The 12,331-nt window shown below is 57.7% G+C and carries 10 protein-coding genes; 6 read left to right on the plus strand and 4 right to left on the minus strand.

Annotated elements, in window-relative coordinates; translation table 11 throughout:
- Positions 1–15 precede the first annotated feature (15 nt).
- Entirely contained in the window at positions 16–777 is a 762-nt protein-coding gene (locus tag C7H10_RS13925; protein ID WP_106695368.1) for an SDR family oxidoreductase, read from the minus strand.
- A gap of 72 nt (positions 778–849) precedes the next feature.
- Here C7H10_RS13925 and C7H10_RS13930 point away from each other — a divergent pair, with 72 nt between their 5' ends.
- The 6 genes from C7H10_RS13930 (at position 850) to gspD (ending at position 7,433) form a co-directional block, all read left to right on the plus strand.
- The gene (locus C7H10_RS13930) at positions 850–1,419 is read left to right on the plus strand and encodes an FxsA family protein (protein WP_072677699.1); all 570 of its coding nucleotides are present in this window, start codon (positions 850–852) and stop codon (positions 1,417–1,419) included.
- Between the two features lie 196 nt (positions 1,420–1,615).
- Positions 1,616–1,903, plus strand: a complete 288-nt coding sequence (gene groES, locus C7H10_RS13935; protein WP_058091815.1) for a co-chaperone GroES — start codon at positions 1,616–1,618, stop codon at positions 1,901–1,903.
- A gap of 76 nt (positions 1,904–1,979) precedes the next feature.
- Positions 1,980–3,629: a chaperonin GroEL gene (gene groL / locus C7H10_RS13940; protein ID WP_106695369.1), complete on the plus strand. Its 1,650-nt coding sequence runs from the start codon at positions 1,980–1,982 to the stop codon at positions 3,627–3,629.
- A 168-nt stretch (positions 3,630–3,797) separates the two neighbouring features.
- Positions 3,798–4,589, plus strand: a complete 792-nt coding sequence (gene gspN, locus C7H10_RS13945) for a type II secretion system protein N (protein WP_106695999.1) — start codon at positions 3,798–3,800, stop codon at positions 4,587–4,589.
- A 1-nt stretch (position 4,590) separates the two neighbouring features.
- A complete protein-coding gene (locus C7H10_RS13950; protein ID WP_106695370.1) occupies positions 4,591–5,445 on the plus strand; it encodes a type II secretion system protein N in 855 nt (284 codons plus the stop codon).
- Between the two features lie 32 nt (positions 5,446–5,477).
- Complete coding sequence (gspD, locus tag C7H10_RS13955) at positions 5,478–7,433, plus strand: type II secretion system secretin GspD (RefSeq protein ID WP_106695371.1); 1,956 nt, start codon at positions 5,478–5,480, stop codon at positions 7,431–7,433.
- 216 nt (positions 7,434–7,649) lie between these two features.
- Here gspD and C7H10_RS13960 read toward each other — a convergent pair whose 3' ends face one another.
- The 3 genes from C7H10_RS13960 to C7H10_RS13970 are packed head-to-tail and all read right to left on the minus strand — an operon-like array spanning position 7,650 to position 12,329.
- Complete coding sequence (locus C7H10_RS13960) at positions 7,650–9,647, minus strand: M48 family metallopeptidase (protein WP_106695372.1); 1,998 nt, start codon at positions 9,645–9,647, stop codon at positions 7,650–7,652.
- Between the two features lie 10 nt (positions 9,648–9,657).
- The gene (locus tag C7H10_RS13965; RefSeq protein WP_058091810.1) at positions 9,658–10,245 is read right to left on the minus strand and encodes a LemA family protein; all 588 of its coding nucleotides are present in this window, start codon (positions 10,243–10,245) and stop codon (positions 9,658–9,660) included.
- Between the two features lie 23 nt (positions 10,246–10,268).
- Positions 10,269–12,329, minus strand: coding sequence for a putative bifunctional diguanylate cyclase/phosphodiesterase (locus tag C7H10_RS13970; protein WP_106695373.1), 2,061 nt, complete (start codon positions 12,327–12,329; stop codon positions 10,269–10,271).
- Positions 12,330–12,331 lie beyond the last annotated feature (2 nt).

A 12,331-nucleotide genomic window follows, 5' to 3' on the forward strand; every position in this document is an offset into this window, starting at 1 on the left:
TCATGCGTCTGCGCACTAGAGACGCAGTGCGCCGTCCACTTCGATCATACGGCCGGAGACGTAGTCGTTCTCGAAGATGAACGCCACGGCAGAGGCGATTTCCTCCGGCTTACCCATGCGCTTGAGCGGAATGCCCGCGGTCATTTTCTCCAGGGCTTCGGGTTTCATGGAGGCTGTCATTTCGGTTTCGATGAAGCCAGGGGCGATGCCCATGCAGCGGATGCCATAGCGGGCCAGCTCTTTGGCCCAGACCGGCACCAGGGCAGAGACACCGGCCTTGGCGGCGGAGTAGTTGCTCTGGCCCATGTTGCCGGCGCGGGAGATGGAGGCGATGTTGATAATGACGCCCTGGTCACCGTTTTCGATCATGCGGGTGGCGGCTTCGCGGCCGCACAGGAATACGCCGGTGAGGTTTACATCAATGACGGACTGCCACTGGGCCAGTTCCATGCGTTTTTCCAGTTTGCCGTCCTTGAATTTCACCATCAGGCCGTCGCGCAGAATGCCAGCGTTGTTTACCAGACCGTTCAGGTGGCCAAAGTCGTTGATGATAGCTTGGAAGGTTTTCTCAACATCGTTTTCTTTAGCGACGTTGCAGACATAGGTTTTTGCATCGCTACCGGCTTGTTTGCAGGCGTCGGCGGCTTCCGTCAGTTTGTCTTCCATCAGGTCGATGAGCGCGAGCCTGGCGCCTTTGGCTGCCAGGTATTCTGCCATGGCGCGGCCGAGGCCCTGGCCGCCGCCGGTGATTGCGATCACTGAATCTTGAAGTTTCATGGTTTGCCCTAATTAAGTTCAGAGGTGGTTTACGTTCTCTGTGTGTCTGCATCGTTTTTATAAGGAGGCATTTTGCCCGTTTTCCTTTTTCTTTTCATTATTCTGCCCATCGCCGAGATGGTGGTTCTGATCAAGGTCGGCGGCCTGATCGGGGTGTTGAACACCATCGGGCTGGTGCTGCTGACCGCCGTCATTGGCGCCTGGCTGTTGCGCCAGCAGGGGTTGGCCACGTTGTTGCGGGCGAACCAGCGCTTGAACAGCGGCGAATTGCCGGCGAAGGAAGTGGCTGAGGGGCTGATTCTGGCCGTGGGCGGGGCCTTGTTGCTGACACCGGGGTTTATTACCGATGCGGTGGGGTTTGCCTGTTTGCTGCCGGGGTCCCGGCACTGGCTCGCGGCGAAGGCTTTGAGGCGAATGACGGTAGCCGGCCAGAGTCGGAGCTTTTATTTTGGTGCTGGCGGCGGTGCCGGGCCATTCGGGCAGGGCCCGTTTGAAGGGCACGGACCGTTCGGGCCGCAGCGGCCGTTTGATCGGGATGCCAATGGCGACATTATTGAAGGTGAATATCAGGATCAGACGGAGAGCGATCGGGAACGCCTTGAGCGTGCACGGGAGCGCGGTGAGGGCGACGAAAAAAAGTGAAATTTTTTTCGCTCCGGGTGTTGAAAACGTTGGTGGCAACCCCATTAACTCACCACAGATTCGTCTCAGGCTGAAAACTGCTGTCTATCAGTGGCTTGGATGCCGGGGCAATTTGTCCGGTCCGGGGTTCCGGCCAGACACTTTTAACATGCAATTGTCATTGCCACATTAATCTGACTATTGGAGAAACCGAGCAATGAAAATTCGTCCGCTACACGATCGTGTTGTCGTACGCCGTAAGGAAGAAGAAGAGAAAACTGCGGGTGGCATCGTGCTGCCGGGTAACGCCAAAGAGAAGCCTTCCCAGGGTGAGGTAGTTGCTGTGGGCAATGGCCGTATTCTGGACAACGGCGAAACCCGTGCACTGGCGGTCAAGGTGGGTGACACCGTGGTCTTCGGTCAGTATGCCGGTAACACCGTAAAGGTTGACGGTGAAGAGCTGCTCATCATGAGCGAAAGCGAAATCTACGGCGTGCTTGAGTGATCGCAGCAGCGATAAGTACGAACGCTCATTAATCCGATCTTATTCAACTTCGGTTTAACGAACAGGAATAGAAGACATGGCAGCAAAAGACGTTAAATTCGGTGATAGCGCCCGCAAACGCATGGTTGCAGGTGTAAACATCCTGGCAGACGCAGTCAAGGTAACCCTGGGCCCGAAAGGCCGTAACGTGGTTCTGGAGAAGTCTTTCGGCGCTCCGACCGTGACCAAAGACGGTGTGTCTGTGGCCAAGGAAATCGAGCTGAAAGACAAGTTCGAGAACATGGGCGCGCAGATGGTCAAGGAAGTTGCTTCCCAGGCCAACGAAACCGCTGGTGACGGTACCACTACCGCAACGGTTCTGGCCCAGTCCATCGTCAATGAGGGCATCAAGGCAGTGACTGCCGGCATGAACCCGATGGATCTGAAGCGCGGTATCGACAAGGGGACGGCTGAAGCCGTTAAAGCCATTCGTGAAATGGCCAAGCCCTGCGACGACAGCCGTATGATCGCCCAGGTTGGCACCATCTCCGCCAATGGTGATGAGACCATCGGCAAGATCATTGCAGACGCCATGGAGCGCGTAGGCAAAGAAGGCGTCATTACCGTTGAGGAAGGCCGTGGCCTGGAAGACGAGCTGGACGTGGTTGAAGGCATGCAGTTCGACCGCGGCTACCTGAGCCCGTACTTCATCAATAACCAGGACAACATGTCTGCCGAGCTGGATGACCCGTACATCCTGCTGGTTGACAAGAAAATCTCCAATATCCGCGAACTGCTGCCGGTGCTGGAAGCTGTTGCCAAGGCTGGCAAGCCGCTGCAGATCATCGCCGAAGACATCGAAGGCGAAGCCCTGGCCACTCTGGTTGTGAACAACATGCGTGGCATCGTTAAGGTGAACGCGGTTAAAGCACCTGGCTTTGGTGACCGTCGTAAGGAAATGCTGCAGGACATCGCCATCCTGACCGGTGGTACCGTGATTTCCGAGGAAGTAGGCCTGACCCTGGAGAACACCACTCTGGATGACCTGGGTACTGCCAAGCGTGTTAACGTGACCAAGGAAAACACCACTCTGATCGGCGGTGCCGGCGCTCAGGGCGATATCGAAGCCCGCGTTGAGCAGATCCGCAAGCAGATCGAAGACAGCACCTCTGACTACGACAAAGAGAAGCTGCAAGAGCGCGTAGCCAAGCTGGCTGGCGGTGTTGCCGTGATCAAGGTTGGTGCCGGCTCTGAAGTGGAAATGAAAGAGAAGAAGGCCCGTGTTGAAGACGCGCTTCACTCCACCCGTGCTGCCGTTGAAGAAGGCATCGTAGCCGGTGGTGGTGTGACTCTGATCCGCGCCATTGCGGCCCTGGACAAGGTAGACGCCATCAACGAAGAGCAGAAAGCCGGCGTGAACATTCTGCGCCGTGCCATGGAAGCGCCGCTGCGTCAGATCGTATTCAACGCAGGTGGTGAATCCTCTGTTGTGGTTGCCAAGGTGAAAGAAGGCGAAGGTTCCTTCGGCTTCAACGCCGCAACCGAGCAGTACGGCGACATGCTGGAAATGGGCATCCTGGATCCTGCCAAGGTCACCCGTTCTTCCCTGCAGGCGGCTGCCTCCGTAGCATCCCTGATCATCACCACCGAGGCGATGGTTGCGGACGAGCCTGAAGACGAGAAGTCTGGCGGTATGCCAGACATGGGTGGAATGGGCGGAATGGGAGGCATGGGCGGCATGATGTAATGCCGGCCAGGTCCCGACCAGATCTCAGTTTCTGAGGTCTGGCCCGATCTACCCCTGAAAAACCCCGCGCTGGTTCACACTGGTGCGGGGTTTTTCGTTATTTTTGTCATGAAGTTGCCCAATGGCTTTGTTAGACTCGGTTACCCGTTCATTAACGTGCAAAACTCAATGACTGAACCCCAAGCCAAGCCTTTCCTGCGCCCTGCCAAGATCCTGCTGATGTTGCTGCTTGGCTTGCTGGTGTATGGCGTGGTTCTGGTGCTGTGGGTGCCGGCGGGATGGGTTTGGCATCAGGCTTCCCGGTATGTCCAGTTGCCACCGCAGGTAGTGGTGCAACAGGTGTCGGGTCGGCTCTGGGATGGCGCCGCAGGCGTTGTGGTTGCCGGTTTTCCGGCCCGGGTGCAGTGGACGTTGGGGTGGCCCTCGCTGACCGGATTGGAGTTACCGATTGGAATTTCCCTGGCGTCGTCACAATCCCGGGTGGAGGGAACTGCTAGTATCGGTTGGCCGGGTAACCTGGATGTGACGGCCCGCGGCCGAATAGCGGTAGAGGAATTCGAAGATCTGATTCGCCAGAGCGGCGGAGCGATGATTGAAGGGGACGTCAGTATCGATCGACTACGCCTGGTCTTCGCGGATACCCGATTACAGCAAGCCGACGGTGTCGGGCGCTGGAATGGAGGGCTGGTTACCTGGCCTATGGGGAATCAGACCGGGCAGGCAGAGTTCCCGCCTATGCAGGCTAATGTAGATACCACCGAGGGTGGCGTTGCTTTGACGGTATCGGAGCAGGGCGGCGATGGCCCAGCTGCGGATGCCAGTATTCTTTGGGACGGCATGATGGAGCTCAGGGTATATAAGCGCATGGTTGACCTGGCGCAGCAGCCATGGCCCGACAGTGCGCGCCCGGGTGATGTGGTGTTCCGGGTTCGTCAGCCAATACTGCCGGGAGGGTTCTGACGTGGCAGGATTGGCAGTACATCATCAGGAGCGTCTATCCAGAGCCCTGGCAAACATTATTCTGGTCGCCCTGGTGGTTTATCTCAGTATTTCGGCAGCCAAACTGACCTGGCTGTATGCATGGTCTGATCGGCCGGTTCCGGATGTCCCGGCACAGTTGGGTGGCCAACCTGGCGCCCAGAACCGGGTACCCCAGGCTTCCATCGCCGGTTACGAATTCTTCGGCCGGCCAGAGCAGCAGGCCGGTGTGGCAGAGGTTGTTCGCCGCAGCGCACCGGAAACCGGGTTACGGTTGCGCCTCGAGGGGGTGCTGATAGGGCAGCGGCCGGAAGACTCCGGTGCTATAGTTGCCGGAAGCAATGGTGAAACCGAGTATTACCGGGTAGGTGAAACCCTGCCCGGTAATGCAGAGCTGGCCGAGGTGGAATCAGACCGCATTCTGATTCGGCGTGGTGGCCGCTATGAGTCACTCGCATTTGAAGAGAAGCTGGACTCTTCGGTAATGGTTGCGGACGCACCGGTTCAGGCGGCAGAATCGCCCGATGATTTCCTGGCCGGGGCCAGGCAGCAGCTGGATGCAGAAGGGGCGGCGGCATTGGCGGCTTACGGCTTACGGCCAGCGGATGACAGCGGCGCTTCTGGGTATGTGTACGATGGCTCCAACCCGATGCTCAATGCGGTCAATCTGCGCCAGGGCGATGTCATTACTGCCATTAACGGTCAGCGCCTGGGTGATGTAGAACAGGACAAATCCCTGCTGGAAGACTGGCGAAGCCAGGCCCAGCTGGATATCGAGATAGAACGAGACGGCTCCATACTGACCGTCAGCTATGCCATACCCGAGCAGTGGCGCTGATCGGGAACATTACAACAGGACGATATCGCCAGATGTATAACCACAAGACCAACGTACTCCGGACCCTCGTGTTTCTTCTGCTGTTGCCAATCCTATCGGTGGCTCAGGCACAGGATGAAACCTGGCGGTTGAACCTCAAGGATGCGGACATCCGGGCTTTTGTCACTCAGGTGGCGGATATTACCGGGTACAGTTTTGTGGTGGACCCCAGGGTTAAGGGCAAGGTGACCGTACTGTCCAGTGCGCCCATGAACAAGCACGAAATCTATGATCTGTTCCTGGCGGTATTGAATGTGCACGGTTTCACCGCCATTCCCGGGGAAGAAGTGATCAAGATCATCCAGCAGGTGGATGCAAAGCAGTCTGCCGAGATTCTGGATCGATTCGAGGTTACCCCATCTGAACAGCTGATTACCCGGGTTATCCAAATTGATAATGCCAATGCCCTGGAGTTGGTGCCCATCCTGCGCCCGCTGGTGGCCAAGTATGGACATCTGGCCGGCGTGGCAGCAGCTAACGCGCTGATTGTCAGTGACCATTCGTCCAATATCCAGCGTATTGAGCAGATCGTTCGCGAACTGGACAGCCCTTCCAAATACGAGGTTGAGGTTATCCAGCTCAGGGAAGCCTGGGTGGGCGATATGGTCAAACTCCTGCAGGAACTCGCGCCCGATGAATTGCGTCGTGGTAGCGGTGACAGTTCCGCGAGAAAGTACAGTGTGACTGCGGATGAGCGAAGCAATCGGCTGATTCTCAGGGGCGACGAGACTTTTCGTGACAAAATGCGGGGCTTGATTCGCCAGCTTGATCAGCCCTCGGCAACTGGCGGCACGACAAAAGTCATCCGACTCAAGCACGCTGACTCCAAAGCCCTGACCGAAATCCTAAAGGGCGTGATGGGCGAAGTGGTGCGGGAATCGAGTACCGGCAGTGGTTCCGGGGGCAGTGGCTCATCGGGTAGCCGTTCCGCAAGCTTCTCGGTGTTCGCCGATGAAGGTTTGAATGCGTTGGTTGTCCGTGGCGAGCCGTCGTTGATGCAGGAAGCCGAGCAAATTGTGGCCGCTCTGGATGTGCGCCGGGCTCAGGTGATGATTGAAGCGGCGATTGTCGAGATCAGTGACGAGCTGGGAGATCAGTTGGGTGTCCAACTGGCGGCTGGTGATGAGTCTGCCAACGCTTTCCCGGTAATGGGCACTAACCTTACCAGTGGTGAGGGCATGCTGGGGCTGAACTCGGTGATTGGTGCGCTGGTAGGCGATACCCTGCCGCAGTTGGGCGGAGGCATTACCGTTGGCGCTGGCCAGCGGGATCGGGACGGTCTCACCTGGGGTATTCTGATTCAGGCGCTGTCTTCCTCATCCGCTGCCAACCTGCTTTCGACACCGAGCATCATTACCCTGGATAATCAGGAATCCGAGATTATTGTGGGCCAGAACGTGCCGTTCCGGACAGGGCAGTCGACGGTCACCGGTGATGGAACCACCAACCCGTTTACCACCATTGAGCGCCGTGATGTGGGCCTTTCCCTGAAAGTAACACCGACCATTAGTGCCGACGGCCTGGTTCGGCTGGTGGTCGAGCAGACCACCGAGGATATCTCTACCACGACGGTCTCCGGCGCCTCCGATCTGATTACTAACAAACGTGAGATCAAAACCACTGTGCTCGCCGATGATGGTGAAACCGTGGTTCTGGGCGGGCTGATCAAGGATGACTTCCAGGTCAACAAGAGTAAGGTGCCGCTGCTAGGGGATATCCCGTTGCTTGGGCGCCTGTTCTCATCGGAATCTGAAACCCGCATCAAGCGCAACTTGCTGGTCTTCCTGAGGCCGACCATTATGCTCGGCAAAGACGAGAGCGTGGCTGCCACTACCGAGAAGTTTAACCAGCTGTGGGACGTAAACCTTGAAGTCCGCGAAAAGCTCGGCCTGCCCGCCCCGGAAGACCCGCCCTCCGTTGATATGCTGTTCCAGGGGCGTAGGCAATAGGGTCAAGGGGTCTGTCCCTCAGGGTCTGTCCCCCAGGGTCTGTCCCCGCATGGGGACTGACCCATTTTGGAAGGCCCAGTAGGTAGTTAGGCTGGGGTGCAACAGACGGGCAAAAGTGGGTCTGTCCCCCAGGGTCTGTCCCCGAATGGGGACTGACCCATCTTGGCGGGCTACGTACGTGGTCAGACTTGGTCGCAACAGACGGGCAAAGGTGGGTCAGTCCCCGTTCGGGGACAGACCCCTTAGAGGCATCGGGCAATCCAGCTGGTCTGCCACCAGCCGCATTAATTCATACTCCCGAACATCCACCTTGCCATCGTGGGTCACGCAGTAGCCGCAGGCGTCGATGACGGCGGGCTTCAGTAGCGGCGACAGCCGATTCAGTATTTCCAGCGCTTCTCTCAGTTCTCGCATGGACACCTTCCCGGCTCTGCTTTCTTCCTGACCGGTACCAAAGCCGGCCATGGCTTCAAGATACAGTTTGTCTGCGTCCTCAGGGGTGTCGGTGCCGGCGCGGGCGAACAGGCTGAGCAGGCGCCGCAGGGCCGGCATCACCTGGCGATAGTTCCTGTATTTGACCGGTACAACCTGTTCTGCGCCAAGCCCGAGATGCCGGTTCAGGAAGGTGGTCAGGGCCATCTCGAACAGGCTCACCCGGTTGTCGGCTGCGACCAGCTTCTGAACGTTTTCAAGCAGGGCGTCGCGTTCTTCCGGGTCCAGTTTCCGCAATGCCGGCATGGCCAGTTCCAGTACCGGGAAGCGTGCAGTTTCACCCAGCCTTGCCAGGGCTGGCAGCATCTTGTCCAGCAGTTCTGGCTGAGCGCCCAGTAGCGGGTGTTCGGTTAACAGCGTCAGTCGTTGTTTCTGGATGCTCGGCGAGAGATCAAAGATCAGCAGGGCATAGCACAGCTGAATCGCGCCGGAGCGGGTGTAGAGCAGGTTACGGAAGGTGGATGGCAATTGTTCCAGAAGCTGGACAGCAAAGGCTTCGCTCTGGGCGCTGACGGTGCCTACCCGTGTGGACAGCTTTTCAGCCGGCTGTGGCGTATTGGGTGCCAGGGAAGAGCGCACCGGTGATGAGCTACTACGGCCCCTGGCAGGCGCCACAACCTGATTGACCAGGTCGTTCAGGCCCGCTTTACCGGCAGTTCTGGAGGTGTCCTGGCGCAGCTTTTGGCTTGGTTCAGTGTCTCGCAGGCGGCTGCGTAAGCGTGCCAGCATACCCGGTTGGATCGCATTGATGCGTTCGTTGATGGGCGGGTGGGACGCGAGCAGGGTGCTGAACTTCATCCGTGCCGACTCACCAAAACACATGTGGTTCATATCGCTGGCATGGCTGGTGGTGTCCAGGTAGCCGCCCTTCATGCCAATCTTGAACAGGGCGCTGCCTATGCCTTCGGGGTTACGGGTAAATTGTACGGATGAGGCGTCGGCCAGCATTTCCCTTTGCCGGGATACCGCTGCCTGAATCAGCCGGCCGAAGAACACACCCACATAGCCGATGATCATCAGGGCCAAACCTATCAGGCCCATTGCAGCCTGCGCCCGGCCATCCCGGTTTCGGCTTCGGCCGCCGCTGTAGAAACCTGCCCGAAGCAGGAACTGGCCAATCTGACCTAGCATCAGAATGCCGGCCAGCAGCGCAATCAGCCGGACGTTAATGCGCATATCACCATTCAATATATGGCTGAACTCGTGCCCCACCACGCCCTGAAGCTCGTCTCGGGTGAGGTGGGTAAGTGCGCCGTGCGTAACCACCATAACGGCCTCACCAGGCGTGTAGCCTGCCACAAAGGCGTTGATGCTGGTCTCGTTGCCCATCACGTAAAGGTCTGGCACGGGCACGCCACTGGCGATGGCCATTTCTTCCACGATATTGCGAAGTTTGCGTTCCTCGGCATCTTTGGTGTCGGGCTCAATCGGACGGGCGCCCACCATTTTGGCCACCCGGCTACCGCCGCCAGCCAGGTCTGCCCAGCGAACCAGCGAGCCAACGCCTATAAGCAACACCACCGCAAGTGCGGTGGTGAGTCCGTGGCTGGAAGTGAGCCAGTAATGGAAGGGCAGAGCGGAGGTTTGGCTGCGGGTGACAAGGTAACCGACCAGACAAACGGCCAGGGTAATCAGGGTGACGGCTGTCAGGAACAGTACGATTAACAGGCCGGTATTGCGCCGGGCATGGGCCTGGCGCTGGAAGAAACCGGAGTTTGCCATGATTCAGGCCTCAGAAGCTGACTTTTGGTACCTGGCGCGCTTCCGGGGTTTCCAGTTGCAGCTGGGCGGTTTCCTTGAAGGCAAACATGCCGGCGACAATGTTGTTCGGGAACTTCTCGCGGAAAATGTTGTAGGTCATCACACCGTCATTGTAGGCCTGGCGGGCAAAGGCTACCCGGTTTTCGGTACTGGAGAGCTCTTCCATCAATTGCTGGATGGTTTCGTTGGCTTTCAGTTCCGGGTAGTTTTCCGAGACGGCGTAGAAATTTGCCAGGGCTTTGGTCAGCAGGTTCTCGGCACTGCCCAATCGCTGTATTTTGGTGCCATCTCCCGGGTCTTTCGCCGCGTCTTTCTGGGCGCTGACTGCGTTGTTGCGGGCTTCCATCACTTGGGTCAGCGTGGATTTTTCGTGAACGAGGTAGGCTTTGGCGGCTTCCACCAGGTTGGGAATCAGGTCATGGCGGCGTTGTAGCTGCACATCAATCTGCGCAAAGCCATTCTTGAACTGATTACGCAGCGATACCAGGTTGTTGTAGATAAACACCAGGTAAAGTATGACAACGGCAATAACAACAAGGCCGATGACGGTCGTTCCCATGACTACTCCTCAGGGTGAAAGGTTCAGGCGTTATTTTCCACGATACGGGCATGGAAAGTCTGTACAAACGTCTCAAATTCCTTGGGTGGCAGTGGCTTGCTGAAAAAGTACCCCTGAGCCAGTTTACAGCCACGCTGGCTCAGATAGTACTCTTGTTCAGCGGTTTCAACCCCTTCGGCCACGACGGTAAGGTTCAGGCTTTTACCAAGGTCTATGATGGTGTTGGCAATTCGTGTGTCTTCCTCGTTGACCAGCAAGTCCCGAATGAACTGCTTGTCGATTTTCAGGTGCTGAACTGGCATCTGCTTCAGGTAGGTGAGGGATGAGTATCCGGTGCCAAAATCGTCCACCGCGATGCTGATGCCTGCACGATGAAGGCGATGCAGCTTGGCCACGGCGTCGGTGAGATTGGTCATAAAGCTGGTTTCGGTGACCTCAAGCTCCAGCCGGCCGGCGGGAATGCTGTGGCGTTTCAGGGTGTTCAGTATGTCATCGACGATTGATTCCTGGCGAAGCTGAACAGCAGACAGGTTCACAGCAATTCTAAGGGGTGAGCCTTCACTGGCCCATCGGGCGGCTTGCCAGCAGGCCTGGTCGAGCACCCATTGGCCAATCTCGACAATGGCACCATTGGACTCGGCAACGGGGATAAAGTGGTCCGGGGGGATCATGCCGCGCTCGGGATGTTCCCAGCGCAACAGCGCTTCTGCACCGATAATTCGCTTGGTCTCAAGGTTGATCTGAGGCTGGTAGACCAGATGGAACTCGTGATTTGCGAGGGCGTTGCTCAGGTCTTTCTCAAGCTGTTTGCGTTCACGGATTTCCTGATCAATGCTGGCTACGTAGAACTGGAAATGATTGTGTCCATTCTGTTTGGCCAGTGCCATGGTCTGTTCGGCGCTTTGCAGAAGACGGTCGGCCTGGTCAGCATCAGAGGGGAACAAGGCAATACCGAGGGTAGCCGTCATGGATATGCGGTGGTTGCCGGCGTTGATCGGGGTGGCGAAGCTGCCCAGAATCTTTTCGGCGGTATCGGCCGCCTGAAATCCATCGCGCAGCCGCTTCTCAACAACCACAAACTGGTCGCTGCCCAGCCGGGCAACACTGAACCGTTCCGAAGGCAGGTTGGCGGTCAGGCGACTGGCGACGGTCTGCAATATGGTGTCGCCAGTTCGGAAGCCGCACTGTTCGTTCACGGATTTGAAGTCATCAATGCCGCAAACCGTCAATGCCAGTGTGCCATGGGATTCCCTGGCAGCCACGATGTCGTGTTGCAGGTCTTCCATGAATGCGTCGCGGCTGGGTAGCCCGGTCAGAGTGTCATAGCGTGCCAGGCGATTGACCCGATCTTCGGCTTCCTGATGCCTTTTCTGGCTCTCAGCGATAGATACCAGAAGATTGTTGGTGGCGTTCACCCATAGCCCAAGCTCGTCTGCCCGATGTCCGTCCGGAACCGCAATCAGCCGGTCGTCGGGCCGTGCCGGGTCGACTGTGCGAACGGACTGTACAATGCGCAAAAGGGGGCGGGTAAGTACCAGGTGGAACACCACGAACAGTACAAGGCCCAGAATCAGTGCCAGTGCAATGCCTGAACCAAAGGTGATTAATGCCCGGTTCAGCCAGTTCTCAGCGATAGGGGCAGTGTCGTAGTGCAATTCAAGGTAGCCGTAGATCGTGTCTGGGCTGGTGCCTCGGTGCAGGCTTTCGCGGTATTCACGAATGCTGCCGAAAATGGGGTCGGTAATGGGGCGGAATGCCCGGTCTTGCAGCGGCCTGAGCCGGCCGCCCAATTGGTCGCCATCCGGGTGGGAAATGCGAGCGAGGTGAATGGGCTCCAGCGCGAAAAGGCCATCAACCACTTGCTGGGCCAGGGTGTCATCAATACTGAAAACGGACTGGGTGGCGGCGTCACGAACCATTGCCATGGTCTGGTTGGCCTGGCGTTCCAGTTCCATGGATACCCGCCTGGCGTCGAGAACAACCTGAACGGTGCTGACCAGGATGCCTGTCAACAGGGCGACAATCAGCACCCAGCGCAGGATTCGGTATCCCAGGTGATTTTCAACTTTGAAGGCGGTTTGCATTC

It is taken from the genome of Marinobacter shengliensis (genome assembly GCF_003007715.1).
In the GTDB taxonomy this organism is placed as follows: Bacteria; Pseudomonadota; Gammaproteobacteria; order Pseudomonadales; family Oleiphilaceae; genus Marinobacter; species Marinobacter shengliensis.